Annotated in this window: 23 protein-coding genes and 1 tRNA gene; 6 read left to right on the forward strand and 18 right to left on the reverse strand. The window is 67.1% G+C overall.

Annotation, left to right across the window (positions count from 1 at the left end; translation table 11 throughout):
* Positions 1–30 precede the first annotated feature (30 nt).
* Together VH571_RS00200 and VH571_RS00205 are read left to right on the forward strand one after the other, a co-directional pair.
* Positions 31–115, forward strand: a tRNA-Ser gene (locus VH571_RS00200).
* Between the two features lie 212 nt (positions 116–327).
* A complete protein-coding gene (locus VH571_RS00205) occupies positions 328–720 on the forward strand; it encodes an RNA-binding S4 domain-containing protein (protein ID WP_055959586.1) in 393 nt (130 codons plus the stop codon).
* A gap of 97 nt (positions 721–817) precedes the next feature.
* Here the strand turns inward: VH571_RS00205 and VH571_RS00210 are convergent, their stop codons facing one another.
* The 3 genes from VH571_RS00210 to VH571_RS00220 all read right to left on the reverse strand — a co-directional run bounded on the left by VH571_RS00210 (position 818) and on the right by VH571_RS00220 (position 3708).
* The gene (locus VH571_RS00210; RefSeq protein WP_423262776.1) at positions 818–1528 is read right to left on the reverse strand and encodes a hypothetical protein; all 711 of its coding nucleotides are present in this window, start codon (positions 1526–1528) and stop codon (positions 818–820) included.
* A 195-nt stretch (positions 1529–1723) separates the two neighbouring features.
* Entirely contained in the window at positions 1724–2434 is a 711-nt protein-coding gene (locus tag VH571_RS00215; RefSeq protein WP_423262777.1) for a phosphatase PAP2 family protein, read from the reverse strand.
* A gap of 44 nt (positions 2435–2478) precedes the next feature.
* Positions 2479–3708: a multidrug effflux MFS transporter gene (locus VH571_RS00220; RefSeq protein ID WP_423262778.1), complete on the reverse strand. Its 1230-nt coding sequence runs from the start codon at positions 3706–3708 to the stop codon at positions 2479–2481.
* Between the two features lie 248 nt (positions 3709–3956).
* Between VH571_RS00220 and VH571_RS00225 the strand changes: the two genes are divergently transcribed.
* Complete coding sequence (locus tag VH571_RS00225; protein ID WP_055959593.1) at positions 3957–4523, forward strand: TetR/AcrR family transcriptional regulator; 567 nt, start codon at positions 3957–3959, stop codon at positions 4521–4523.
* A 6-nt stretch (positions 4524–4529) separates the two neighbouring features.
* Here VH571_RS00225 and VH571_RS00230 read toward each other — a convergent pair whose 3' ends face one another.
* From VH571_RS00230 to VH571_RS00250, 5 genes are all read right to left on the reverse strand, one after another.
* Positions 4530–5639, reverse strand: a complete 1110-nt coding sequence (locus VH571_RS00230) for an LCP family protein (RefSeq protein ID WP_123941893.1) — start codon at positions 5637–5639, stop codon at positions 4530–4532.
* Positions 5640–5718: 79 nt separating this feature from the next.
* Complete coding sequence (locus VH571_RS00235) at positions 5719–6417, reverse strand: sugar transferase (RefSeq protein WP_123941891.1); 699 nt, start codon at positions 6415–6417, stop codon at positions 5719–5721.
* 173 nt (positions 6418–6590) lie between these two features.
* Entirely contained in the window at positions 6591–7754 is a 1164-nt protein-coding gene (locus VH571_RS00240; protein WP_423262779.1) for a cystathionine gamma-synthase, read from the reverse strand.
* Between the two features lie 14 nt (positions 7755–7768).
* The gene (locus VH571_RS00245) at positions 7769–9133 is read right to left on the reverse strand and encodes a cystathionine beta-synthase (RefSeq protein WP_055959595.1); all 1365 of its coding nucleotides are present in this window, start codon (positions 9131–9133) and stop codon (positions 7769–7771) included.
* Positions 9134–9227: 94 nt separating this feature from the next.
* Positions 9228–11117: an ABC transporter ATP-binding protein gene (locus tag VH571_RS00250; protein ID WP_423262780.1), complete on the reverse strand. Its 1890-nt coding sequence runs from the start codon at positions 11115–11117 to the stop codon at positions 9228–9230.
* Positions 11118–11401: 284 nt separating this feature from the next.
* On the opposite strand from VH571_RS00250, the gene VH571_RS00255 reads away from it, so the two are divergent.
* A complete protein-coding gene (locus VH571_RS00255; protein ID WP_423262781.1) occupies positions 11402–12994 on the forward strand; it encodes a helix-turn-helix domain-containing protein in 1593 nt (530 codons plus the stop codon).
* A gap of 81 nt (positions 12995–13075) precedes the next feature.
* Here the strand turns inward: VH571_RS00255 and rplL are convergent, their stop codons facing one another.
* From rplL to VH571_RS00275, 4 genes are all read right to left on the reverse strand, one after another.
* Entirely contained in the window at positions 13076–13459 is a 384-nt protein-coding gene (rplL, locus tag VH571_RS00260; RefSeq protein ID WP_055959601.1) for a 50S ribosomal protein L7/L12, read from the reverse strand.
* Between the two features lie 64 nt (positions 13460–13523).
* Positions 13524–14039, reverse strand: coding sequence for a 50S ribosomal protein L10 (rplJ, locus tag VH571_RS00265; RefSeq protein WP_055959603.1), 516 nt, complete (start codon positions 14037–14039; stop codon positions 13524–13526).
* A gap of 486 nt (positions 14040–14525) precedes the next feature.
* On the reverse strand, positions 14526–16094 hold the full coding sequence (locus tag VH571_RS00270; protein ID WP_423262782.1) for a sensor histidine kinase: 1569 nt from the start codon (positions 16092–16094) through the stop codon (positions 14526–14528).
* Positions 16091–16852 carry a response regulator transcription factor gene (locus VH571_RS00275; RefSeq protein ID WP_055962145.1) on the reverse strand — a complete coding sequence of 254 codons (762 nt, stop codon included), beginning with the start codon at positions 16850–16852 and terminating at the stop codon, positions 16091–16093. The genes VH571_RS00270 and VH571_RS00275 overlap by 4 nt, the downstream gene beginning before the upstream one ends.
* 207 nt (positions 16853–17059) lie before the next feature.
* On the opposite strand from VH571_RS00275, the gene VH571_RS00280 reads away from it, so the two are divergent.
* Complete coding sequence (locus VH571_RS00280; RefSeq protein ID WP_423262783.1) at positions 17060–18604, forward strand: ABC transporter permease; 1545 nt, start codon at positions 17060–17062, stop codon at positions 18602–18604.
* Between the two features lie 39 nt (positions 18605–18643).
* Entirely contained in the window at positions 18644–19312 is a 669-nt protein-coding gene (locus VH571_RS00285) for an ABC transporter ATP-binding protein (RefSeq protein WP_055959609.1), read from the forward strand.
* Here VH571_RS00285 and VH571_RS00290 read toward each other — a convergent pair.
* The 6 genes from VH571_RS00290 to VH571_RS00315 all read right to left on the reverse strand — a co-directional run bounded on the left by VH571_RS00290 (position 19299) and on the right by VH571_RS00315 (position 25622).
* Entirely contained in the window at positions 19299–20252 is a 954-nt protein-coding gene (locus VH571_RS00290) for a TolB family protein (RefSeq protein WP_423262784.1), read from the reverse strand. The two genes, VH571_RS00285 and VH571_RS00290, sit on opposite strands and share 14 nt — an antisense overlap.
* Before the next feature lie 86 nt (positions 20253–20338).
* Positions 20339–21178: a carbohydrate ABC transporter permease gene (locus VH571_RS00295; protein ID WP_055959613.1), complete on the reverse strand. Its 840-nt coding sequence runs from the start codon at positions 21176–21178 to the stop codon at positions 20339–20341.
* Between the two features lie 3 nt (positions 21179–21181).
* On the reverse strand, positions 21182–22192 hold the full coding sequence (locus VH571_RS00300; RefSeq protein ID WP_055959614.1) for a carbohydrate ABC transporter permease: 1011 nt from the start codon (positions 22190–22192) through the stop codon (positions 21182–21184).
* A 41-nt stretch (positions 22193–22233) separates the two neighbouring features.
* Entirely contained in the window at positions 22234–23565 is a 1332-nt protein-coding gene (locus VH571_RS00305) for an extracellular solute-binding protein (RefSeq protein ID WP_423262785.1), read from the reverse strand.
* Between the two features lie 171 nt (positions 23566–23736).
* A complete protein-coding gene (locus tag VH571_RS00310; RefSeq protein WP_423262786.1) occupies positions 23737–24885 on the reverse strand; it encodes a Gfo/Idh/MocA family protein in 1149 nt (382 codons plus the stop codon).
* Positions 24882–25622 carry a sugar phosphate isomerase/epimerase family protein gene (locus VH571_RS00315; protein WP_423262787.1) on the reverse strand — a complete coding sequence of 247 codons (741 nt, stop codon included), beginning with the start codon at positions 25620–25622 and terminating at the stop codon, positions 24882–24884. Before VH571_RS00315 ends, VH571_RS00310 begins: the two co-directional genes overlap by 4 nt.
* Positions 25623–25748: the final 126 nt, after the last annotated feature.

The raw sequence follows: 25748 nt of genomic DNA on the forward strand, positions 1-25748 counted from the left end.
GTCGAACGCCGCCTCCGGGCGACGATCACTGGAGAATTCGCCTAGTGGCCTATGGCGCACGCTTGGAAAGCGTGTTGGGTTTACGCCCTCGGGGGTTCGAATCCCCCATTCTCCGCTCAACGAGACCCCTGTCCGATTTCTGGCGAAATCGGCCGGGGGTCTCGCTAGTTTCTCTGGGTCGCTCCCGCTCCCGCGCGGATCGCTTCGCTCCCGCGCGGATCGCTTCGCTCCCGCGAAGCTGCTGCAGGGGTGAGACCTCAGAAATGACGGGTCGGGGAAGGCGGGGGGCGTCGAATTTGAGGTTTCGGCGGGACGTAGGGTGGGAGCATGGCCGAGATCAGCAGCGCACGAGTCGACGTGTGGCTGTGGGCCGTGCGCGTGTTCAAAACGCGATCGGCCGCCACCGCCGCGTGCCGTGCCGGGCACGTGCGAGTTAACGGCGAACGCGTGAAAGCCGCCCAGGCGATACGCCCGGGCGACGAGATCCGCACGCGCATCGAGGGGTTCGACCGGATCGTCGTGGTCCGCACGCTCCTCCTCAAGCGTGTCGGCGCCCCCGTCGCGGCCACCGCACTGACCGACCTCACTCCCCCACCACCTCCGCGCGAAGAGCGCGCGTTCGTTCCGATCCGCGACCGCGGAGCCGGCCGCCCCACGAAGCGCGACCGCCGCGACATCGACCGCCTCCGCGAGCAGGCGCTGTCCCACCCCGACGACTGAGTAGACCCGTCGTGGCGGGCCCGCGAGTGCCGCCAAATGTCGGCCGCGGCCTCCGGAAACCAGCACAAGGCGGCACTCGGCGACCCGGCAACACCCGTCAGGCGGGGTGCACCCACCCGTTGACCACCAGAGCGCCGACCGCCACCAGAGCCGTCGCCGCGAGCACCATCACGGCCCGTGCCGGACGCCGCGCGTACCACCCCCGGGCCATCGGGAAAGCGGCGTAGTACTCGGTGCGCGACAGCGGCGCGTTGTCGACCGTCGTCGGAATCCCGAGGTGATCGGCCACTCGACGGATGTCGTCGTCCGACCAGAACAGCGCGCTCAGACCGAACAGGCGGTGCCCGCGGTTGTCGATGGCGAGCAGTTGCAGGAGGGCTTCTGTCGACGACGTCCGGTACACGCGGTTGATCAGCACCCGGTCGACTCGGTCGAGATCGACCGACACGGGCGAGAGGAGCATGCGCCGTTTCAGGAAGCGATCGGGGGTGATCGCCGAGTGGACGAGCCGAAATCGGATGTACACAGCGAAGAAGAGGCAGGCGACGATGATCTCGCCGAGCACGATGACAGGCCAGAACGACGATGTCAGCGTCAGCAGCAGCACCGCGGCGAAGACGGGCGCCAGGCTGAAAGCTCCCGACAGGAGTGCCGTTCGGCCGAGAGACTCGTGAGGCTGAGCGAACACTTCGACGATGTGAGCGTCGAGGCGCGCACTTCGCGGAATCGGGTTGCCGTCCAGGTCGGCACGCGTCCGGTCTCGACCACCGCGCGGTGGCCGGCCGCTCGTGGGCGTGGTTGTACTCAAGTCGTTCCCCCTAGAACGTCGGATTCGCTGTGCTCTTCACCCCTGAGGAGGAACTGCGTCGTCTTGCCACTTTAGGGGAGACCAGGATCCCGCGAACAGCCCAGTTCGGGTGGTATCCGACCACCGGGTATGTTTCACCCGGAGGTGGTCAGCCGGTCGCTGACGCCACGAAACTGTCCCGAATCACCGAACCGTTCAGGCGCGTGATTCGGCCAAAGCCGCCGTGTCGGACGACTGCTCTCGGCGGCGCTGTCGCTCGCGGAGCAGCCTGTGCGCGAAGGGCGCCCAGAGGATCACCGCGACGCCCGCTCCGACCAGAAAGCCGCCCAGGGTGTCGGTCAGCCAGTGCGCACCGAGATAGGTGCGGCTGAGCAGCATCGCGACGACGTACACGGCACCGGCGATCCACACGCCTCGCAGGCGGATGATGACGCCGAGCGTCACGGCCATCGTCGCGGCGTTCGCGACATGGCCCGATGGAAAGGATCCGAAGTCACTCTGCACGAGGATCTCGAGCGGCCGGGCTCGACCGAACGTGTGCTTGAGCACCTGCACGAGACCGGCACTGAGCAGCGTCGCGGCGAGGAAGTACACCGCTCCCCAGCGTCGGCGAGCGATTAGAAGCGCCGCGAGGACCGCAAGAGGCACGACGAACGTGCCGAACCATCCGCCGCCGAGGAAGTCCATCACGAGGGCCGGCACCTCCCAGAGCGGCGAGCGATGCTCGACGAGTTCTTCCATCCACTCGGCGTCGAGGGAGGTCGCGCCACCCCGCGTCATGATCAGCCAGCCCAGGAGGAGCGCGAGACCGACGCCTCCGAGGGCACTCGCCAGGGGCCAGCGACGTTGAACGCGGAGGGCGAGTCGCTGCTCGCCCTGCCCGGGTGGGTGGGGATCCGGTGTCATGCGCCTACGGTACCGATCCGTCGGATCCTTAACTCTCAGGCGATTCAGTGCCCGAGCGCCGGCACGGTGCGGGGCCTGACCAAAAACCAGAGGCTGAGGATCGCGACCGACGTCGTGCACACCATCACGGCTCCCATCGGGGCCGCGGTCGTGATGCCGATGAGCCCGACGATCGGCGAGATGAGACCGGCGAGGCCGAAGTTGAGTGCGCCGAGGAGCGACGCAGCCGTGCCCGCCTCTTTGCCGTGGTTCGCCAGGGCGAGCACCTGCACCTGCGGGAACGAGAATCCGCACGAGCAGATGAACAGCCACAGCGGCACCAGCAGGCCGACGATGCCGAGGTCGAGCTGGTCGAGCGACACGATCGCGACGGCGCACAGGAACATCACGCTGGTCGACCCGGCAAGGATCCACTGAGGCCCGATCCGCTGAGCCAGTCGGGCGCTGATCTGTACGCCCAGCACGACGCCGAGCGAGTTCACCGCGAAGAGGAGCCCGTACTGCTGAGCGTTCATGCCGTAGAGATCTTGGAACAGGAACGACGACGACGAGAGGTAGGAGAAGAGGCCCGAAAAGACCATCGCTCCGATCAGTGCCACTCCCACGAAGATGCGGTCGTGGAACAACACGCGGTATCGCTGGCGGAGGGTCGTGTGGCCGGCCTCGTGACGACGCTCCTTGGGCAGCGTCTCGACGATGAAGAAGATCGCGCTGAGCACGACGAAGACGCCGTAGGCAGCGAGGACGACGAAGATGCCCCGCCAGCTCGTCGCGCGCAGAAGCTGGGATCCGATGACGGGAGCGAGGATCGGAGCGAGCCCGTTCACGAGAGCGAGACGCGACAGCATCTTGACCAGAGGGCGACCGCCGAAGAGGTCGCGCACGAGTGCCATCGCGACGACACCCCCGGCGGCGGCGCCCATACCCTGGAGCACGCGGAAGAGCCCGAGCACCTCGACGTTGACCGCCGTGGCGGCGCCGACGCTCGCCAGCACGTGGACGGAACTCGCCACGATGAGTGGCACACGGCGACCGACCTTGTCGCTCCACGGACCGACGAGGAGCTGCCCCAGACCGAAGCCGATGGTCGTCGCGGTCAAGGTCAGTTGGACGACCGCCTTGCTGACTTCGAAGTCGGCCTGCAGTTCGGGGAACGCCGGTAGATACAGGTCGATGGTGGCAGGGCCGAGCGCCGTGAGGGCGCCGAGGACGACGATGTAGACGAGACGCTGTCGCCGGGTGAGCGAGTCGCCCGGGTGCACGACGATGGTCACGGAGCTCCTTTGACGGAATTGAGTGTGGTGACGCGGAAGAGGGCAGAGCCGGGCAGAACGGAAGACCGGGCCCGGGGCCGAGGCCGCGCAGAGACGAGGGGTGATCGGTGTCGACTCGTCGGCCGACACCGTTTCACCCTAGCCCTGATCGGCAGGTGTCGCCTAGCCGAAGTCGCGGTCGGAGACGTGCGACGGAAGGGGTCCCGCGACGTCTAGGCTCGGGGCACACCACCGGATGGGGAGGAACCATGGTCGACGCCCGAATTGTGCAGACGACGAAGTCATTGCACGCCGCGATCATCGAGTTGGCGTCAGCGGCACCGGTCTCGACTATCACCGTCGCCGACGTCACTCGTGCGGCCGGCATCAACCGTGCCACTTTTTACAGCCACGCGACCTCACCCGGGGCGCTGCTGACCGACGTCTTGACCCCCGAACTCGATGCGATCCGCGAAGCCGACCTCGCTTTGCGGACCGCGGGCACGCACCAGCCCCCCGAGATCACGCGAAAGGGCATGGATCGCGTCATCGACCATGTGGTCCGCTACCGCGACATCTACCGACTGGCCCTGCCCGATCCCCTTGATGCGTCGACGCACCGCGTGCTGGCCCGCCACTTCGAGACGTCGTCGATGTTGCATTTCGAGCAACGCATCTCGGGAAGGATTCCCGAGGGGCTGTCGCCCTCGCTCGCGGCGGGCTTTATCGCACACGGCCTCGTCGGTCTGATCGAGAACTGGTTGACGGGCAGGCGCACCAGCCGCAAGGTGCTGCTCGACAACATCATGCTGGTGATCCCCGCGTGGTGGGACTAGCGAGCTCTAGCCGTTTTTCTCGGTGAGCGCGGCCGCGAACTGGGCCGTGGTGTCGTCGGCCAGAGCCTTTCGGAGCGCCGCAGTCTGCCCCTCATCGAGCTTCACCACCGATTGTGTGCCAATAGTGCCCGTGCCCGCGGTCGGCATGGTGAAGAAGTCGATGTCGCCGAGGTCGATGCCGCGGAGGCTGTAGGCGAGCGAAGCCATCTCGCGCAGAGTGAACCGGGCGTCGACGCTGAGGTTTTTCGAGGCCTCGCTCGCGAAGTCGACGAAGCTGGAGGGGTCGCCGAGCACGTCTCGGCTGAGAACCCTGCTCAGCATTCCTTTCAGCAGGAGTTGCTGATTCGCGACTCGCTGGAAGTCACCGGTGGCGAAGGCGTAGCGCTCGCGAGCGAAGGTCAGCGCGCGCTCCCCCTGCAGCTTGATCGGCCCGGCGGCGAAGAACCTGTCGGTGCCGTGTTTCGCCGTGAACTGCTGCGGGTTGTCGACCCAGACGCCACCGAGCGCGGTCGTCATCGCCGCGAGGCCATCGAAGTCGATGATGGCGACATGGTCGATTCGGGCCCCGAGGAGCCCCTCGATGGTCTGCACGGCGAGCGGGGTTCCGCCCCAGGCGAGGGCCGCGTTGATCTTCGCCTCGCCATGCCCGGGCACGGGCACGTAGAGGTCGCGCATGATCGACATCACCGTGACCGTTTTGCGGTCGGCGGCCACGTGCACCAGCATCATCGTGTCGGCGCGTTGCGAGCCGGGCTTCTCGAGGTCGTGTTCGGTGCCCTTCTGGCGGGAATCGGAGCCGAGGAGCAGGATGTTGCGCTCGCCCGTCGAGGAGGCGGGTGGCCTCCCCGCCTCGTCGGGGAAGACCTGGTCGTCGGCGAGGGCCGTGATGTTCTTGCCGACGATCTGATGGACGAAGAAGAGCCCGCCGCCCACGGATCCGCCGATCAGGGCCACGACGACGAGGGCTGCCACGAGCAGTCGACGGCGCGCTCGACGTCGACGACGAGCCGCCGTCCGTACGGCACTGCGGGAGGGCTGACCGTCTTCTCCCTGCGGGGCGTCGGGCGACGAGGCCGCAGAGACGAGACGGTCGAAAGGGGTGGGGTCGGGTGCCATCGGGTGCTTTCGGGTTGAGTGCCAACAATCGGGGTGCGCGGTCTCGGCACCCCGGAACGGATCGAAGAACGCTGGGGGGCTAGTAGGCGCCGACGGGTCGGACCACGGCTCGAAACGTGGCGAGCAGAATCTTGGCGTCGACCCGGTGCGACCAGCCATCGACGTAGCCGACGTCGAGATCGAGACTCTGCTCCCAGGTGAGATCGCTTCGCCCTCCGACCTGCCATGCGCCCGTCATCCCGGGAACGGCCTCGAGACGGCGGAGCGCTCGCGGGCAATACGCGTCGACCTCACATCGCAGAGCGGGGCGCGGGCCGACGAGGCTCATGTCACCCAGCAGGACGTTCCAGAGCTGCGGCAGCTCGTCAATCGAGAATTTGCGGAGAAACCGGCCGACGCGGGTGACGCGCGGGTCGTTTTCGAGCTTGAAGAGCGGGCCGGCGAACGAGCCCTGGGCTTTGAGAGCGGCCAGTCGCTCGTCGGCGTCGGTGTACATGGTGCGGAACTTGACGATGGAGAACGGACGCCCGTCGAGACCGACGCGTTCTTGACGGTAAAGCGCTGCTCCCGGGGTTGAAATGCGGATGGCGAGGGCCACGAGCAACAGGAACGGGAAGAGGACGACGAGCCCGATTGCCGCGCCGACGACGTCGACACCCCTTTTCAGGACCGATTCGGACGACCTCGGAAGCCCGTCGCCACTGGTCGCCTCGCCGATGGCCCAACCCAGGTTTTGCCCGGGGGCGGGTCGGCTCTCTGAGCGGGTGATGACGGTCATGGAACAGCCTCCAGGGTGCTGACATTCTAGATGTCAATAGTACCTTGGGGCTGCGCGTGAATCAATACTTGATATGTCGGGAGTGGGGGCGGGAACGACGAAGGCCCCGGGATCCTTCCGCTTCGCTCTGTGCGAAGGGAAAGAACCGGGGCCTCGGGCCGGACGGAGGTGGGTCAGATACGGTCGAGCGCCTGCAGCACGTCGGCCAGGAGGTCGTTGCCCGACTCGATGCCGACCGAGAGCCGGATCACGTTCTCTGGCACCTCGAGCTCGGTGCCCTTGACCGACGCGTGCGTCATCTCGGAGGGGTAGCCGATGAGTGACTCCACGCCTCCGAGAGACTCGGCGAGCTGGAAGAGCTCCGTCGACTCGGCGAACGTCTTGGCTGCGGCAGGCCCTCCCGCGAGCCCGACCGACAGCATGCCGCCGAACCGCTTCATCTGGCGCGCCGCGAGAGCGTGCCCGGGGTGCGACTCGAGACCCGGGTAGTAGACGGTCTCGACGGCCGGGTGCGAGACCAGAGCGTCGGCGATGAGCTGTGCGTTGTCGGAGTGGCGGTCGACGCGCACACCGAGGGTCTTGATGCCTCGAACAGTGAGCCACGCCTCCATGGGCGCCGAGATGGCGCCCGCGCCGAACTGCATGAACCCGACCTTCGAGGCGAGCTCGTCGTCGTTCACGACCACGGCGCCGCCGAGGGTGTCGGAGTGGCCGCCGAGGTACTTCGTCGTGGAGTGCACCACTGCGTCGGCGCCGAGCGTGATCGGCTGCTGGACGTACGAAGACGCGAACGTGTTGTCGACGACGACGAGGGCGCCGGCAGCACGGCCGATCTCGGAGAGGCCGGCGATGTCGGTGATCTTCATCAGCGGGTTCGACGGGGTCTCGACCCAGAGCACTGTTGTCTCGCCCGGTCGGGCGGCGGCGCGCACCGCGTCGAGGTCGCTCATGTCGACCGTCTCGAGGGTGACGCCCCAGGGGGCCCAGACTCGATTGACGAGACGGTGGGTACCGCCATAGACATCGTTGCCCATCAGCACGCGCGAACCCGGCGTGAGCACCGACCTCAGCAGGGCGTCTTCGGCCGCGAGACCGGAAGCGAAGCTGAAAGCCGAGGATCCCTGTTCCAGACTCGCGAGGAGCGTCTGAAGCGAGTCGCGGGTCGGGTTCGCCGACCTCCCGTACTCGTAGCCCCCTCGAAAGCCACCGATGCCGTCTTGGACGAACGTCGAAGTCTGGTAGATCGGCGGGATGATCGCGCCGGTGGTCGGGTCGAACTCCTGCCCGGCGTGGATCGCGCGGGTCTCGAAGGCGTGGGCTGATGCGTCGTGGGTCATGGGAGCTTTCTCGGTCATTCCGACAGGTAGGCGAGCAGGTCGTGGCGGGTCACGACGGCGGCGGGCTTGCCGTCGGAGGTGACCAGGAGGGCGTCGTTCTTCTCCAGGGCGCGGCGCGCCGTCGTCACGGGCTCGTTGAGTCCGACGAGGGCGAGGGGCGCGCCGATGAACTTCGCCACGGGATCCGTCATCTGCGCGGCGCCGGAGAACACCTGCTCGAGGAGCGCCCGCTCGTCGACGGCTCCGACGACCTCGCCGATGACGACAGGGGGCTCGGCTGAGAGGACGGGCATCTGCGAGACGCCGTACTTGGCCATGATCTGCACGACATCGCGCACGGTGTCGGAGGGGTGGGCGTGCACCAGGTCGGGCAGGGCACCGCTCTTCGACGCGATCAGGTCGCCGACGGTCTTCTCGGCTCCTTCGTCGCTGAAGCCGTACGAGCGCATCCAGCGGTCGTTGAAGATCTTGCCCAGGTAGCCGCGCCCGCTGTCGGGCAGCAGCACCACCACGGTGTCGTCCGGGCCGAGGTCGCGCGCGGCCTCCAGCGCAGCGACGACCGCCATGCCGCTCGATCCGCCGACGAGCAGCCCCTCCTCGCGGGCGAGGCGGCGAGTCATGTCGAACGACTGGGCGTCGGAGACGGCGATGATCCGGTCGACGACCGACCCGTCGTAGGCACCCGGCCAGAAGTCTTCGCCGACGCCCTCGACGAGATAAGGACGGCCGGTGCCGCCCGAGTAGACGCTGCCCTCCGGGTCGGCGCCGACGATCGTGACGCGACCCTCCGACACCTCCTTGAGGTATCGGCCGGTGCCACTGATGGTGCCTCCGGTGCCGACACCGGCGACGAAGTGGGTGAGGGCTCCGTCGGTGTCGCGCCAGATCTCGGGGCCGGTGGTCTCGTAGTGGCTGAGCGGGCCGTTCTGGTTCTCGTACTGGTTCGGCTTGAACGCACCGGGCGTCTCGCGCACGAGGCGATCGGAGACGCTGTAGTACGACTCGGGGCTGTCGGGGGCGACCGCCGTCGGAGTCACGACGATCTCGGCGCCGTAGGCCGTCAGCACGTTGCGCTTGTCTTCGCCGACCTTGTCGGGCAGCACGAAGATGCAGCGATAGCCGCGCTGCTGGGCGACGAGAGCGAGCCCGACACCGGTGTTGCCGCTCGTCGGCTCGACGATGGTGCCACCGGGTTTGAGGTGCCCGTCGCGCTCTGCGGCATCAAGGATGCGGGTCGCGATGCGATCCTTCGACGAGCCGCCCGGGTTGAGGTATTCCACCTTGACCAGAACGGTCGCGGCGATTCCCTCCGTGACCCGGTTCAACTTGACGAGAGGCGTGTTGCCGATGAGGTCGATGACGGTTTCCGCGTACTTCACTCATCGAGTCTATAGATCGCACCTCCGCGTCACCGGAGCATGACGCCGGTCGGGCGGGCACGCTCCGAGCGGCACGAGCGGCACGAGCGATCGATCAGGCGATGGCGCTGCTCTGCTGCTCGTACAGTTCGGAGTAGAGGCCGCCGACTGCGACGAGCTCGTCGTGGGTTCCCCGCTCGACGATCCGACCCGCCCGCACGACGAAGATCACGTCGGCGCTGCGCACGGTCGAGAGGCGGTGGGCGATCGCAATCGTCGTCCGCCCCCGAGCCGCCGTGTCGAGCGCGGTCTGGACGATGCGCTCCGAGACGGAATCGAGCGCCGACGTGGCCTCGTCGAGCACGAGGACCGCCGGATCCTTGAGGAGGACCCGGGCGATGGCGATCCGCTGCTTCTCGCCGCCGGAGAGCCGATACCCCCGCTCCCCCACCACCGTGTCGTACCCGTCGGGGAACGAGGCGATCGTCTCGTGGATGTTGGCCTGGCGAGCCGCCTCGATCAGCTGCTCGTCGGAGGCCTCGGGCCGCGCGTACCGCAGGTTCTCGGCGATCGTGGCGTGGAACAGGTAGGTCTCCTGGCTCACGATGCCGATGTTGCCGACGAGTGACTCCTGGTCGAGGTCGCGGACGTCCGACCCGGCGAAACGGACCGCCCCACCCGAGGCCTCGTAGAACCGCGGGATCAGATACGAGATCGTGGTCTTGCCCGCCCCGGACGGCCCGACGAAGGCCGCGAACTGCCCCGGCTCGATGTCGAAGGTGAGACCGTCGAGCGTCTTCTGCCCCGGCTCGGCGTCGGGGTACGAGAACGAGACGTCGTCGAACGCCACTCGCCCGAGGCCCGCCTCATCGACCGGCTTGGCCTCGGCCGGCTCGCGAATGGCGGGGGTCAGGTCGAGGTACTCGAAGATGCGCGCGAACAGGGCCCCCGAGGTCTGGATGTCGAGGGCGACCCGGAGCAGGGCCATGAGCGGGAATGTCAGCCGCGACTGCACGGTCGTGAACGCCACGATCGTGCCCGCTGTCACGTCGACGCCACCCTGGATCAGATACGCGGCGACCACGTAGATGACTGCCGGGATGATCGTGAGGAAGATGCTCACCACGGCGAAGAAGCCCTGCCCGCTCATCGTCTGCCGAACCTGCAGACCGATCTGGGTGCGGTTCTCGGCGGAGTACCGCTCCACCTCGGTGCGCTGCTGGTTGAAGCTCTTCGCGAGAAGGATCCCCGAGACGCTGAGGGTCTCCTGCGTGATGGCGGTCATATCCGAGAGCGACTCCTGCGTCTGCGTCGCGATTCGCGCTCGCACCTGACCGACCCGGCGCTGGGCGATGACGAGAAGCGGAAGCAGGATGACCGCGACCACGGTCATCTGCCACGAGAGCAGCAGCATGGCGACGAACGCCGCGATGACCGTGACGGTGTTGCCGAGCACGCTCGAGATCGTATTGCTCAGCACGTTGGCCACACCGCCGACGTCGTTCTGCAGCCGCGACTGGATCACGCCCGTCTTCGTCCGGGTGAAGAACGCGAGCTCCATTCGCTGCAGGTGCCCGAAGAGGCGGATGCGGAGGGCTCCCATGACCTTGTTTCCGACGGTCGCCGTGAGATAGGTCTGCCACACGCCGATACCGGCGGACAGCACCCACAGCCCCACCATCGCGCCGACGAGCCTGGTCAGCACGGGGATGTCGGGCCCGCCCGCTGGGAAGAGCCCGCGGTCGAACGCCTGCTGGGTCAGCAGTGGCGGGATCACGCTGATGCCCGCCGAGATCAGCACGAGAACGACGGTGACGACGATTGCCCGACGGTACGGCGAGAACAGGCTCCGGATCCGCCCGAAGAGATCCGGGATCCGAGGGGCCTCGGCATTCGCGGCCCGCTGCGCCTTGGCGTCGGCTCCGGATACCCGGCCGGGCCCGCCCGGCCGACCGCCGCCCCCACGAGCGCCCCGCATGCCCCCGCCCGAAGCGACTGAATCCATTTTGCTCACGGCGTGCCCTTGCTCATTCCGTCACTTTAGGCCTGTCGAACGAGGCGAGGCGGCGGCAGAGGGCTGACCCCAGTTGGGGTGGACTTGCGAATTCCCCGGTTGAAAAAGAAATCTCAGTTTATGATGTTGATCGGGTAGGGGCACGGAAGCCAGGGGGGACTCACGGAAGACCTCCCGACACCCGGTCCGCCCGACGATCGACCTTCCGCTCTCCTCCCGACCGCCGCATTCCCCGTCCCGAGCGGGGAACTACCCGATGTGGCAGAGGTAATCCCGTGAATTCCCGAAACGACACGACCGTCGAACCCGAAACCTCGACGGCACTCCAGCTCGACAATCGCACCATGCTCGACACCGTCGAGAGGATGTGGCCGCAGATCGCGCCGATCCAGGGGGCGAGGCTTCGCGAGGCCGTGCGCAGCGTGCCCGAATCCGAATGGCGCGGTCGTGCCCGGATCCTGCTCGCGCTCGCGGTCAGCCACCGGTCGATCGGGTCGACGAGCCGAAGTGCCGCGCTCCCCTGGTTCCGCGCCGTCGACAAGAACATCAAGGCCGACCCGGAGAGTCCCATCGACGTGCGGGCGGGCTACCTCGTCCACTTCGCAGCGACGCTCCGCACCCTCGGCGACGTGAATGCCGCCCGCACGCATCTCGAGACCGCGCGGGCGATGATCGAGCAGGACACCTCGCTCGAGATCAGCCGACGGATCGACCTCAGCGCGTCGTTCTCGCTGCAACTCGGTCTCGTGCGCGTGCACCTCGGCGCCTACGACGAAGCCCTCTTCGCCCTGTCTCTCGCCGAGGGGCTGGCGGGCGAGCACCTCCCGACCGCCGAACGCGTCGAATGCCACTCGGCACTCGCCTACGTCGCCTTCCAGTTCGGCGACTTCGCCCGAGCCGAGAGGCAGATCGAACTCGCCGCGCAGCAGGCCGACGGCACCGAGCTGCTGCGCAGCGGGTTCGGCGCGCTCGCCCAAATCACGCGGTTCCACCTGCTGATCGAGCGCGACGCTGTTCCCCACGACCTCGAGACGCAGCTCCGTGACGTCCGCGTCGCCAGTCGCGGGACCGAGTGGGAAGCCCACGCGGCGTTCGCCGAGGCGCTCGCGCGCCACGCGGCCGGCAGCGAGATCGAGGCGCTCGATCTGCTCGGCCGGGTGACGCGGCTCCTTGCCTCCTTCACGGGGGATCAGGTGCTCGACTCGGCGTCTCGGATCCTTCGCTCCGAAGTGCTCCGCACGCTCGGCGAAGTCGTCGAAGCACGCCAGGCGATGGCAGATCTCGAACCGGGGCAGCACCACGTGACATGCCCGGCACGGGTGGGGGCGCTCGCCTCGTTCCTGCTGGGCGATCCGCAGGCGGCCCTCGACACCCTCGCCGACTGCATCGCCCTCGGCGACCTCCACTCCGACCGCGTACGAGCGCAGATCTTCGCCATCGTCGCCGCCGCACAGGACGACCTCGGCAATCGCGTCGCCTCGAACATCGCCTTCGACCGCTCGCTGCTGATGTCAGCGACGAACGGAACGACCTGGGCGTATCGCCCGCTTCCCCACGAGGTGCTCGACAGCCTGCTCACGCGCGCGGCAGACCGTGAGCAACCCGCTCGCGTGGCAGCCCTGCTCGAACGCCTGCAGGGCACGACCCCCGCCGAGACCGTCGTGCTGGCCGACCCGCTCAGCGAGCGCGAACTCGTGATCGTGCGCCACCTGGCGACCGGAGCGACCCTGAACCAGATCGGCAACGAGCTGTTTATCTCGGTCAACACCGTCAAGAGCCACGTTCGGAGCATCTACCGCAAGCTCGGGGCGACGAACCGGCGCGAGGCCATCGCCCTCGCGGTGCAGCTGGGGCTGGCCGACGGCTAGAGCCCACGGTCGACAGCAGGACGCGAGAAAGCCCCGGACCTCTCGGCCCGGGGCTTTCCCGATGGTGCTGGTGAAGCTGAGTTACTTGAGGGTGATCGTGGCGCCGGCGGCCTCGAGAGCAGCCTTGGCCTTCTCGGCGGTCTCCTTGTTGGCACCCTCGAGGACGGTGCTGGGGGCACCGTCGACGACAGCCTTGGCCTCGCCGAGTCCGAGGCTCGTGAGCGCGCGGACCTCCTTGATGACCTGGATCTTCTTGTCGCCAGCAGCCTCGAGGACGACGTCGAAGGAGTCCTTCTCCTCGACCTCTTCAGCGGGGGCGGCGGGGCCAGCGGCACCGGCAGCGGCGACGGGGGCAGCAGCGGTGACCTCGAAGACCTCTTCGAACTTCTTGACGAAGTCGCTGAGCTCGATGAGCGTGAGCTCCTTGAAAGCCTCGATCAGTTCGTCCTGGCTGAGCTTTGCCATTGTTTTCTCCTTATTGCGTTTCTAAAAAGTGGGGTGGTGGTGCTTGTAACGAGTACCGAGCTGCTTACGCAGCGGTGTCCTGCTTGGCACGCAGCGCCTCGACCGTGCGAACGGTCTTGGAGAGCGGGGCCTGGAACAGGTACGCCGCACCGAACAGCGAAGCCTTGAAGGCGCCAGCCAGTTTGCCCAGCAGCACCTCCCGCGACTCGAGGTCGGCGAGCTGGTTGACCTCGGCTGCGGTCAGAGCGTTACCGTCGAAGTAACCGCCCTTCACGATCAGCTCGGGGTTCGCCTTCGCGAATTCACGCATGCTCTTGGCCACGGCGACAGGGTCTCCGTGAACGAAAGCGATAGCCGACGGGCCGGCGAGTTCGTCGTCGAACGACGAGATCCCCGCAGCGTTCGCCGCAATCTTGGTGAGCGTGTTCTTCACGACGGCGTAGGTGGCGTCCTCACGGATACCGGTGCGCAGCGTTTTGAGCTGAGCAACGGAGAGGCCGCGGTACTCGGTGAGCAGGACGGCGGTCGAGCTACGGAAGAGTTCCGTGAGCTCGGCGACCGAAGCTTCCTTGTTCGCCATGTCGCTCCTAACGTGTGAATGCTGGCAGCCCCTGTGGACTCTTACGAATCCCGGTTATCGCACAAAAAAAGCTCCGCGCAGACGCACGGAGCTTGAAAGCTTCACACACCTGCGCGGGACGTCTCTTGTAAGAGAACCTTCGGCCGACGCCTGCTTTGCAGCGGGCACCGACAACCAGCGGTCTTGGGCTTCGACAAGCATAGGTGCCCGTTCAGGATCCTGCAACTCGTGCTCACACCACCCGCTCCCCTGCACCCCGGCGCCCGCCTGGGCCGCCCGGGCCGCCCGGGCCGCCCGGCTCGCCGAGACTCCAGTAGTCGTGGGTGCAGGCCTGCCGCACCCGCACCTACTGGAGTCTCGCGCTCGACGGACCCCGCAGGATCCTTCGCCCCGCCGGGTGACGCGGCGAGACTCCACAAATGGCCCGTCCGCGTGAGCGGGATGGGCCATTTGCGGAGTCTCGCCGAACTAACAAGGGACGAGCAGCTACGAGACAGCGGGAGCGGAGGTCGGCGCGGGGAGCGGGGCCGGAGCGCCCTGAGGGGCGCGCTCCAAGGGCAGGCGCACCGTGAAGACGGCTCCCGGGTCGGCGTTGGACGCCGTGACCGTACCGCCGTGCGACTGGACGACGGCCTGCACGATCGCGAGCCCGAGCCCAGTCGAGCCGGCCTTGCGCGAACGCGAGCTGTCGGCCCTCGCGAACCGCTCGAACAGCACCGGCATGACGGCGGGGTCAATGCCCGGTCCGTTGTCGGTCACCGTGATGACCGCCTCGTGCGACTCGTCGTCGCGCTCCAGGTTCACCCAGATCTCGGTTCCCTCGGGCGTGTGGGTTCGGGCGTTAGTCAGGAGGTTGGCGACCACCTGGTGGAGGCGCATCGGGTCGCCGAGGAGGGTGATCGGCTTCTCGTCGACCGAGACGTCGAAGGTGTGGCCGGTCGACGAGACGTGCGTGTCGTGCACGGCGTCGAGGACGATCCGCGTGAGATCGGCCTCCTTCTTCACCAGGTCGGTTCCCTCGTCGAGTCGGGCCAGCAGCAGCAGCTCTTCGACCAGTGACGTCATACGGACCGACTCCGATTCAATACGACTCATCGCATAGACGACGTCTTCGGGCAGGTCTTTGCCCATGCGACGGGTCAGCTCGGCATACCCGCGGACCGAAGCCAACGGAGTGCGGAGCTCATGCGAGGCGTCGGCGACGAACTGCCGCACCTTGTTCTCGGACTCCTGCCGGGCCGTGAGCGCATGCGAGACGTGACCGAGCATGCGGTTCATGGCGGCGCCGACGCGGCCGACCTCGGTGCGGGTGTCAGTGTCTTCGTCGGGAACGCGGTCGTCGAGGGCGACCTCGCCTCGGTCGAGGGGCATCTCAGAGACGCGCGATGCCGTGTTGGCGATGCGCTCGAGGGGTGCAAGGGCGTAGCGGACGGTGACGAGCGCGAAGAACACGGCGACGGCGATACCGACGGCGGCGATGATGGCGATTCCGGCGATCAGCTTGGAGACGGGGCCGGTGACGCTATCCATGGGCAGCGCAACAGCAACATGCACGACCACCGTCTCGTTGGTCGTCCTGTTCGTGAGCGGCACGTTCGTAGCCTCAACGCGGTAGCGCCCGTACGAGCCGCCCAGATCCATTGTCCGAGGCGTTTCACTCACGGCCAAGTTGGTCAGCGCGGTTGTAGCCGACTCCCCTACGGAACCCGGCGTCCCATCTTCAGTAACTTGCTGCGAGTCCAGCAGTTGCCCCTTGAGCGAGACGATCGCGATGGTCCCGACGATCTGACCGCGGCCCGCCTCCGAGCCAAAGCCTTCGCTGGGCTGTGTCGGAGCGGACTGCACAAGCGCCCGTGAAAGGCTCGACTTCACATTCGCGTCGAGCTGCGACTCGAGAACCTTCTGCAACACGAGCACGGAGAGCACGCCGATCAGAATTGCCAGCAACGCCGAGATCGCGACAATACTCAGCACCAGCCGACGCCGCAGCGTCAGCGGGCCGCGCCACGAGCGAGCCCACCCGCGGACGGCACTGGCGGGGTGGAACGAGCTCACGAGAGGGGCTTGATCACGTAACCCACGCCGCGGACGGTGTGGATCATGGCTTCTTCGCCGGCGTCGATCTTCTTGCGCAGGTATGAGATGTAGATCTCGACGACGCTGGATTTGCCGCCGAAATCGTAACTCCAGACGCGGTCGAGGATCTGCGCCTTCGAGAGCACGCGGCGGGGGTTGCGCATGAGAAACCGGAGCAGCTCGAACTCGGTGGCGGTGAGCTCGATCTCGCGACCGGCGCGCGACACCTCGTAGCTCTCTTCGTCGAGTACGAGGTCGCCGACGACGATGCGTGAGTCGCCGCCCTCCGACACCATGGCGGCGGAGCGGCGGATGAGGCCGCGGAGGCGGGCGACGACCTCTTCGAGGCTGAACGGCTTCGTGACGTAGTCGTCGCCGCCGGCGGTCAGGCCCGTGACGCGATCCTCGACGGCGTCTTTCGCGGTGAGGAACAGGATCGGCGTGTCGTCTCCGCCGTTGCGGAGGCGGCCCAGCACCTGAAGGCCGTCGATGTCGGGAAGCATGACGTCGAGCACGATCGCGTCGGGCTTGAACTCGCGAGCGAGGTTCAGGGCGGTCTGCCCGTCGGGTGCGGCCTTGACCTCCCAGCCCTCGTAGCGGAGGGCCATGGAGAGCAGGTCGGTGAGGCTGTTCTCGTCGTCGACGACGAGCACGCGGAGGGGCGAGCCGTCGGCGCGAGTCAGGCGCGGAGCGGCGGGTGCGGTGATGGGGGCTGAAGTGGTCACGTTTTCTAGTATCTGGGGTTTTCTATGAGCCGTCTGTGACGACCTGATGAGCCAGCCCTGGAATTCCCACACGGGCAATAGACCTGCCTCATCAGGGATTGATAGGCCCGCGATAGTCCGGGCATAACGCGTCTCCCTACGGTTCTGACGTTCGCACAGCGAGCGAGTGCGCCCCCTTCGCACGATCACCACGACCCCGCACCACTCCAGAGGAGACCCATGTTCTTGACCTATCTGTTCCGGGAGCTGAGCAACCGGCGTAAGCAGACGGCCATCATCGCGACCGGCATGGCACTCGCCATCGCGCTCGTGATCATCGTCAACTCGGTGGCGGGCGGCGTGAAGGCCGCGCAGTCGACCGTTCTCGAATCCGTCTACGGCGTCGGCACCGACATCACGATCAGCCAGACCCAGACCCCGTCGTCGACCGGCGGGCGCCCCACCTTCAACTTCGGCTCGGGCGGGGGCACGACCTCGGGCAACAGCACGTCGCTCTCGCAGTCGAGTTTGACAGCCGCCCGCGGCACGGCGACCTTCGCCGACACCGCCCTCGCCGCCGTCGAGAAGACGACCGGCGTCAAGAACGCCGCCGCCACGCTGTCGCTGCAGCTCAACGACTTCTCGGGGACCACCACGCAACAGGATTCGGGCACGACCGGAACCCAAGGATCCGGCACCGGCGCCGCACAGCAGGAGCCCACGGGCACGGCCACCGGTGCTCCCGGTGGCGGCACTGGCGGAGGTTTCGGCGGAGGCTCGTTCTCGTTCGACCAGACCACCGTCTCGGGCGTCAGCGTGACCGCCGACGCGGTCGGCCCCCTCACGAGCGTCGAGCTGACCAAGGGCCGGACGTTCGCCGCCTCCGATGCCGGCAAGAACGTGCTCGTCGTCGACAGCGCCTACGCGAAGACCGAGAGCCTCGCCGTCGGAGACACCAAGAAGATCGGCGACACGACCTTCAAGGTCGTCGGCATCGTCACCTCGGCCTCGTCGTCGTCGACCACCGGCTCCGACATGTACATGCCGCTCGACACGGCGCAGAAGGTCGCCGACCTCGACGGCAAGATCAGCACCGTCTACGTGAGCGCCGAGTCGTCGACCGACGTCTCCGCCGTCAAGACGGCACTCGAGAAGGCGCTTCCCAAGGCCACCGTCTCGACCGAGTCCGACCTGGCCTCGAGCGTCTCCGGCTCGCTCTCGACCGCGTCGAGCCTCGTCTCGAGCCTTGGCACCTGGCTCTCGATCATCGTGCTGGCCGCGGCCTTCTTGATCGCGATCCTCTTCACCGTCTCGGGCGTCACCCGCCGAACTCGCGAGTTCGGCACTCTGAAGGCGATCGGCTGGTCGAACGGGCGCATCGTGCGCCAGGTGGCCGGCGAGTCACTCGTGCAGGGCCTGATCGGTGGAGTGGTCGGCGTGGTCGTCGGAATCCTCGGCGTCGTGATCATCAACATCATCGCCCCGACGCTCTCGGGCGGCGCGGCTTCGACCACCGCCGGCGGCATGGGCGGCGGCACTCCCCCGGGCGGCGCCTCGGGCGGCACCGGCACGGGCACCGAAGGCGGAAGCACGGGCGGCGCGGGATCCTTCGGCGCCCAGGTCGCGACGACGGCCACCGAGGTCAGCCTGCACGCCCCGATCGCAGTGACGATCATCGTCGTGGCGGTCGCCCTCGCGGTGATCGGCGGACTCCTCGCCGGCGCGATCGGCGGGTGGCGGGCATCGCGCCTGCGACCGGCCGAGGCGCTTCGCAGTGTGGCGTAGGCCGCGGATCCTGATCTCTCTTCAACCGAACGGAACCCCATGTACACGCTCAAAGACGTCACCAAGACGTACGTGCAGAAGAAGCGCACCATCACGGCCTTGAACAAGGTCACCCTCGAGATCCCGACCGGTCAGATGGTCGCGATCCAGGGCCCCACCGGCGGCGGTAAGTCGACGCTGCTGCAGATGCTCGGAGCCCTCGACAAGCCCACCTCCGGCGAGGTGCTGCTGGGCGACAAGAAGGTGTCGGGCCTCGCGGAGTCGAAGCTCGCCGACGTCCGCGCGCAGGAGATCGGCTTCGTGTTTCAGAGCTTCAATCTGATTCCGACGCTGACGGCGCTCGAGAACGTCGAGACCGCCTTCGCGAGGTCGTCGATGTCGCGCGACGAGCAGAAGGCGAAATCGGCGGCGGCCCTCGAATCCGTCGGACTCGGCGAGCGCGGCGACCACCTTCCGGCCGAGCTCTCGGGCGGTCAGCAGCAGCGCGTGGCGATCGCTCGCGCGCTGGTTAAGGAGCCGCAGGTGCTCCTCGCCGACGAGCCGACCGGATCGCTCGACGAGACCACCCGCGACGAGATCATGGAGCTCCTCGAGGGCGTCTGGCGCGACCGGGGATTGACCTTCATCATGGTCACCCACGACTCGTCGGTGGCCCGTCGTGCCGAGCGACGGCTCTATCTCAAGGGCGGCCAGGTCAGGGACGCGTAGCGAGGGGGTACGCGGCAGCAGCGAACCGCCGCGAATCGGGGGCCCATCCGGCCACGTTGATCGTGCCCTGGCCGCCGAAGAGCGGCAGCAGATCACGTGCCGTCTCGGGCAGCGGTTCGCCCCGGTCGAGTTCCATCACGCGCAGCACGACGTCACGGTTCTCGGGGTGGCCGAGCGTGCCGGCACCGTAGGCGACGTAGACCAGCCGCGACTGGTCGGGCGACGGGTGCGGAAACCAGTCGACCGTGTCAGAGACGAGGATCCGCGACACGTTCGATCCGTCCGGCCGAATCCGCGCGAGCTGCGCGTGCCCCGCCTTGGTCGTGAACCGTTCGGTGTTGAACCAGACCCACGCGCCGTCGGGCGAAAACTCGGCGCCGTCGTCGGGGTGGGCGTCATCGGTGACGAACGTCGTCGCACCGTCGGCCACCGCCACCAGGGCGACGTTCGTGCGCCAGTCCGTCGGCGGCGACGTCGTCGTGGGTCGCGCGCCGACGATCACGGCGAGCGTCGAGCCGTCGGGTGAGATGCCATGCAGGTAGTTCTTGTAGCCGCGGCCGTCCGGGTGCTCACGGGTGATCCGGCGGCCCGAGCCACCGTCGAACGGCACCTCGTAGAGATGGCCGTCTTTGGCGCTGACCACGATCGACGATCCGTCGGGCGCAATGTAGTGGTCGTTGTTGATCTCGGGCACACCGGCCATCTCGACCGGCTCGAGCACACCGTCGCCGGCCTCGCCCCCGTTGTGTGCCGCGCCCCCGTCGACCCGGAGCCGCCAGAGGAGCCCGTCGCCGTTGACGACGAGCCACCGCCCGTCGGGGCTCCAGTTGGGAGCCTCGACGAGCACCTCGCCGCTCTCGAAGACGACCTCGGCCTCACCGGTGACGGCATCGACGATCAGGATCTGGCAGACCTGACCCGGGAGGAGTGTGCGTGGCATGGTGTCAGTCTGCCCTTCTGGGCCGGGTGGATCGACGCTGTGCGGGATCCTTCGGTCTGGTGCTCGTCGGCCAGGCGCTCCGGGTGCTACTTGACGGCACCCGAGGAGAGGCCGGTGATCAGGTGCTTCTGCACGAACATGAAGCCGATCAGGACGGGCAGCGAGACGACGACCGAGGCGGCCATGAGCTGGTTCCAGTAGACGTCTTGCTGTGACGAATAGGCCTGCAGGCCGATCGCCAGGGTGCGGGTGTCGTTCGACGTGAGCACGGAGGCGAAGAGCACCTCTCCCCACGCCGTGATGAACGCGTAGACCGCGACCGCGATGATGCCGGGCTTCGCGACCGGGATGATGACGCGGAAGAGCGCACCCATTCGGCCGGTGCCATCGATCATCGACGCCTCCTCGAGCTCCTTCGGGATGCTGGCGAAATAGCCGGTCAGCATCCAGATCGAGAACGGGAGCGAGAACGTCATGTACGTGATGATGAGGCCCGCATACGAGCCCGTCAGCTGAAGACCGGAGGCGTTGCGGATCTGGACGAAGATCAGGAACAGCGGCAGCAGGAAGAGGATGCCGGGGAACATCTGCGTCGACAGCACCACCAGGCTGAACGGTCGCTGGCCCTTGAACCGCAGGCGAGCCAGAGCGTAGGCCGCGAGAACGGCCATGATCACGCTGAGGATCGTCGCCGAGCAGGTCACGATCAGGCTGTTCTTGAAGTACTGCGCCAGCGGGACCGTCTCCCAGATGTCGAAGTACGGCTTGATGGTGAAGTTCGAGGGGATCCAGGTAAAGGCGCCCTGCACGTCGGCGAGGGGCTTCAGCGACGTCGTGACCACCACGTAGAGCGGCACCAGGACGACGATGGAGAGGAAGGCGAGTCCGAAGAATCGGAAGACCTTGAATCCGGGAGTGACGATCATGGCTTAGTCCTCTTCTCCGGGCTTCGGCTTCGGAAGCACCATGCGGATGTAGAAAGCGGAGGCGATCAGGAGCACGATCAGCAGCAGCACGCTCATTGCACCGCCGAGACCGAAGTTCCAGTTCGAGAACGACTGCTGGTAGATGAGGGGCGAGATGAGAGTCGCCTCCTTCGGCGACGCAGCGCCGAACAGCACGAAGGGCACATTGAACTGGTTGAAGATCCAGAGGCCCATGATGAGCATCAGGACGGCGTTGGCCGGCTTGATCATCGGGAGCGTGATGCGGGTGAACTGCTTCCAGAGGCTCGCACCGTCGAGAGCGGCCGCCTCGTAGACGTCGCCGGGGATGTTCTGGAGCGCTGCCAGAAGCATCAGGAAGGCGAACGGCCACATCTGCCAGGCGGTCACGATGACGATCGCCCAGAAGGAGTTGCCGCCGAGCAGCCAGAACGGCCGGTCGCCGCCGAACAGGTGGAGCTGATCGACCAGGAAGTGGTTGATCGCGCCGTCGGAGCGGTTGAACATGAACGCCCAGGCGATGGTGCCGACGTACGAGGGCAGGGCGTAGGGCACGAGAAACAGCGTGCGCAGGATCCCGCGGCCTCGGAACGAGGTGGTGAGGAGTACCGCGCCGAGCATTCCCATGCTCCACGCGATCGCCAGCACGATGATGGTGAACCCGATGGTGCGCCCCAGAGCCGAGTAGAACTCGGCCCCGATCGAGGAATTCGGGTTGAGCCCGTTGACGAAGTTCTGGAAACCGACGAACGGGGCATCGACCCAGTTGGCGATGCTGAGCTGGTTGAGCGTGATGAACGCGATCCAGATGCCCAGCACCATCGGCAAGAGGTGGATGAGGAGCTCGGCCAATGCGGCCGGTGCGATGAGCCCGTAGGGCAGGAGCGAGGGGCGCTTCTTCTTGCGGGCGGGGCGCAGCGGAGCGGATTCGCTCCGCTGCGGCTCTTCCGGCAGACCACTCTCGGTCGACGCGGGAGGCAGGACGTTGAGGGTCATGACGGTTCCCTTCTAGTGCTTGTCTGTCAGTCGGATCGAGATCACTGGCTGGCCGTCATCTGGCTGTTGGCGTCTTCGAGAGCCGACTTGACGTCGGATTCACTGACGTCCTTGCCCTGCGCGGCCTGCGCGAGCAGGTTTTTGATGGCCGTTCCGACGAGCGTCTCCATCTGGCCCTCGCTGACCTGCAGCGGCATAGGCTGGGCGTGATCCTTGAGGATCTCCTGCTTGAGCTTGATCGCGTCGGTCTTGAACGCCGGGTCGTCATAGGCATCGGTGACGACGGGGATGGACGCGAACGACTTGTTGAGCGACTGCTGCGCGGGAACGCTGGTCATGAACTTGACGAGCTTCTCGGACCCGGACAGGTTGCCCGTGTTCTTGAAGATCGACAGGTTGATGCCGGCGACGTGGCTCTGGGTACCCAGCAGCCCGGTTGCGTCCGCGGTCTCCATCGGGACGGGCGCCGCGGCGTAGTCCGTGAAGTTACGCGCTGCAAGCGAAGCCCCCGGCGCCTGGTCGAAGAACATCGCGGCCTTGCCGTCGGCGAAGGTGGCGGCCATGTCGGAGCCGTTCACGCTCTCGGCGTCGGAGGGGTTGACCACCTTGTCGGCGCCGATCAGATCTACCCACTGCTTGATGCCCTTGACCTCGCCGTCGGAGGCGAACGTCGGCTTGCCGTCGGCGTCGTAGAGCGCTCCGCCGTTCTGCAGACCCCGGACGAACGCCTGGTGCGCGTTGTTCGAGACGCTCGAGCCGGCCATCGTCACACCCCACTGGTCGATCTGCCCGTCGCCGTCGGTGTCTTTGGTGAGCTTCTTGGCGTCCGCCACGAACTCGTCCCAGGTCGCGGGCGGTGTGTCGATGCCGGCGGCCTTGAACATCTTCGTGTTGTAGTACATCGAGTACGACAACCCGTAGAGCGGCACCGACGTGGGCGCCTTGCCCTCGGCACCACCGGTGGCGTAGCTCGACGCGATGAACTTGTCTTTGCCGCCGATGGCCTTCAGCGCATCGCCCTCGAACGGCACGAACGCGCCGCTCGACTGGAGTGAGGTCGCCCAGGTGTTGCCAATCGACAGCACGTCTGGCCCGTCACCCGACGAGACCGCGGTGAGGATCTTGTTGTAGAGGTTGGTCCACGGGATGACCTCGATGTTGACCTTGATGCCGGTCTCGTCGGTGAACTTCGCCAGCTCGGCCTTGAGGACCTTCTGATCGCCCTGGATGGTCGGAGCCTGGTTGCTGGCCCAGTAGGTCAGCGTCTTGGTCGAGTTGGCATCGCCGCCGGAGGACGACGAGCACGCCGTCATGCCTCCGATAGTCATGGCGCCGACGGCAACTGCCGCCAGCCACTTCGTTGTGGTGCGCATTTTTTCTCCTGGTGTCTCTTCGTTGAGGGAGGGATGGAGCTTAGAGCTGTGTGGGATGGTTCCTGTCGTTCCGGTGGTGCCGTGCAGCTGAGGGACGGTAGTTCGGCAGTGCAGTAAGGGGGTCGAGAGAATCTCGGGCCGACCCGCTCGAGGCGGGTCGGCCCGAGAGAATCAGGTCAGGGTCACGACGGAGGGATCCCAGTCGGCCGGGAGCTCGTCGGTGGGCTCGAGCGTCGACTCGACGACGACGCTCTCCCCCTTCTCGGCGGACTCGGCGAGCGACACCATGATGTCGAGAACGTGAAAGGCGAGCTCTCCCGGAACGCGCTCTCGGCGACCCTCGCGGATCGCCTGGGCGAGCTCGGCCACCCCGGTACCGCGGGTGAAGGTCGACCCCTCGGAGGGGACCACCGTGGGCTCGTCGGCGCCGGTGTAGACGACCGTCTCACCCTCGAAGTTGTTCGGGTCGGGGAACACGGCCGTGCCCTCGGATCCTGCGATCTCGACGAAGCCGGCGCGAGGCAGCTTCGAGTCGAACGAGAAGATGCTCTGGGCGCTGGCGCCCGACTCGAACTGGATCAAGGCCGACACGTGCGTCGGCACCTCGACCGGGAACTCGGTTCCAGCCTTGGGGCCCGAGCCGATCACGCGGGTCTCGCGTGCCTTGGACGCCGTGGCGGTGACCTTGGCCACGGGGCCGAACACCTGCACCAGCGTCGTCAGGTAATAGGGGCCCACGTCGAACATCGGGCCGCCGCCGATGGCGAAGAGGAACTCGGGGCTCGGGTGCCACGACTCGGGGCCGGCGACCTGGAAGAGGGTGAGGCCGGTGAGCGGCGTGCCGATGTCGCCGCGCTTGACGACCCGCAGACCGGTTTGGATTCCGGATCCGAGGAACGTGTCGGGGGCGACGGCGACACGCACGCCGCGGACTTTCGCCGCCTTGATCAGCTGCGCTCCGCTCTCGCGGTCGAGTGCGTAGGGCTTCTCACCCCAGACATGCTTGCCCGCCTCGACGGCCCGCAGGGCCACCTCGACGTGGGCCTTGGGGATGGTGAGGTTGACGACGATCTCGACGTCATCGTGGGCGAGCAGGTCGTCGACGGAGCCGGAGCCCTCGACGCCCCACTTAGCGGCCTGGGCGGCCGCGCGGGGCTCGTCGAGGTCGGCGATGAAAAGCACCTTGAGGTCGGGGAACCTCGTGAGGTTCTCGAGGTACTGGTCGCTGATGACGCCGGCGCCGATCACGCCGACGCCCACGGGGCCGGTCTTGCCCTCTGAGGCGACCGGCTTCTGCGTGGTGGTCGTGGCGTCGCTCATGCGCGGACCCCTTCGAGGTAGTCGAGGCTGTCGGCGAGGGCGGTGAAGATGTCGCCCTCGTGGTCGTCGAGCTCGACGACGGGCAGGGCCTGACGAGCCGCGCGCAGGATGTCGCGGACGGGCATCTCGCCCCGGCCGACAGCGACCTGCTTCTTGTCGTCGAAGTTCTTCGGGCCGTCTTTGATGTGGAGGAACTGCACCTTGTCGCCCAGGCGCGCGAGCAGCTCGGCCGCGTCGACGCCGCCGACCTCGACCCAGTAGGTGTCGACCTCGAGCACGACGTTCGCCGGCAGGGCCGCGGCGAAGACCTCGAGCGCCGGGACGCCGTCGATCTTGTTCTCGAGCTCGAACGCATGGTTGTGGTAGCCGACCCGGAGATCGTGCGCGGCCGCCTTGTCGGCGATCTCGCCGAGCTCTTTCGCGATGCCCTCGACGTCTTCGCGGGTGATCCAGCGGGTCTCGTCGATGTGCGGGTCGATGATCGTCGTCACTCCGAGCCGCTTGGCTGCGGCGAAGATCGGCTCGAGGTCGCTGCCGATCAGCTTGACGTGGGCGCTCGGCGCGGTCAGGCCGTTGGCCGGAAGGTGCTCGGCGTACTCGTCGACGCGTTCGACGAACGAGTACGGCTCGACCTGCGTATAGCCGATCTCGGCCACGCGGGCCAGGGTGCCGGGTAGGTCGTCGGCGATGGCCGAGCGGACGGTGTAGAGCTGGACCGAAAGGGGTGCGTTGGTCACCGTAAGAGTCTCCTCGTCGAAACGTGTTCGCCTGGTTTGAGGCGAATTCCGCCGCATCTGTCGCTGCGGAGTTGATCTCGAGGGCCCGGTTGAACCGGCGTTCCCTCGACCGGAACTCACACTAGG

The sequence above is a fragment of the Frondihabitans sp. 4ASC-45 genome, assembly GCF_049472575.1.
GTDB lineage: Bacteria > Actinomycetota > Actinomycetes > Actinomycetales > Microbacteriaceae > Frondihabitans.

Bases quoted from the DNA above. Each gene is read 5' to 3' on its own strand.
- VH571_RS00215 (WP_423262777.1), bottom strand. From the start codon at position 2,434: ATGACACCGGATCCCCACCCACCCGGGCAGGGCGAGCAGCGACTCGCC.
- VH571_RS00240 (WP_423262779.1), bottom strand. From the start codon at position 7,754: ATGACCCACGACGCATCAGCCCACGCCTTCGAGACCCGCGCGATCCAC.
- VH571_RS00225 (WP_055959593.1), top strand. From the start codon at position 3,957: ATGGTCGACGCCCGAATTGTGCAGACGACGAAGTCATTGCACGCCGCG.
- VH571_RS00250 (WP_423262780.1), bottom strand. From the start codon at position 11,117: ATGGATTCAGTCGCTTCGGGCGGGGGCATGCGGGGCGCTCGTGGGGGC.
- VH571_RS00300 (WP_055959614.1), bottom strand. From the start codon at position 22,192: ATGACCCTCAACGTCCTGCCTCCCGCGTCGACCGAGAGTGGTCTGCCG.
- VH571_RS00235 (WP_123941891.1), bottom strand. From the start codon at position 6,417: ATGACCGTCATCACCCGCTCAGAGAGCCGACCCGCCCCCGGGCAAAAC.
- VH571_RS00285 (WP_055959609.1), top strand. From the start codon at position 18,644: ATGTACACGCTCAAAGACGTCACCAAGACGTACGTGCAGAAGAAGCGC.
- VH571_RS00205 (WP_055959586.1), top strand. From the start codon at position 328: ATGGCCGAGATCAGCAGCGCACGAGTCGACGTGTGGCTGTGGGCCGTG.
- VH571_RS00310 (WP_423262786.1), bottom strand. From the start codon at position 24,885: ATGAGCGACGCCACGACCACCACGCAGAAGCCGGTCGCCTCAGAGGGC.
- VH571_RS00295 (WP_055959613.1), bottom strand. From the start codon at position 21,178: ATGATCGTCACTCCCGGATTCAAGGTCTTCCGATTCTTCGGACTCGCC.
- VH571_RS00305 (WP_423262785.1), bottom strand. From the start codon at position 23,565: ATGCGCACCACAACGAAGTGGCTGGCGGCAGTTGCCGTCGGCGCCATG.
- VH571_RS00230 (WP_123941893.1), bottom strand. From the start codon at position 5,639: ATGGCACCCGACCCCACCCCTTTCGACCGTCTCGTCTCTGCGGCCTCG.
- rplL (WP_055959601.1), bottom strand. From the start codon at position 13,459: ATGGCAAAGCTCAGCCAGGACGAACTGATCGAGGCTTTCAAGGAGCTC.
- rplJ (WP_055959603.1), bottom strand. From the start codon at position 14,039: ATGGCGAACAAGGAAGCTTCGGTCGCCGAGCTCACGGAACTCTTCCGT.
- VH571_RS00290 (WP_423262784.1), bottom strand. From the start codon at position 20,252: ATGCCACGCACACTCCTCCCGGGTCAGGTCTGCCAGATCCTGATCGTC.
- VH571_RS00280 (WP_423262783.1), top strand. From the start codon at position 17,060: ATGTTCTTGACCTATCTGTTCCGGGAGCTGAGCAACCGGCGTAAGCAG.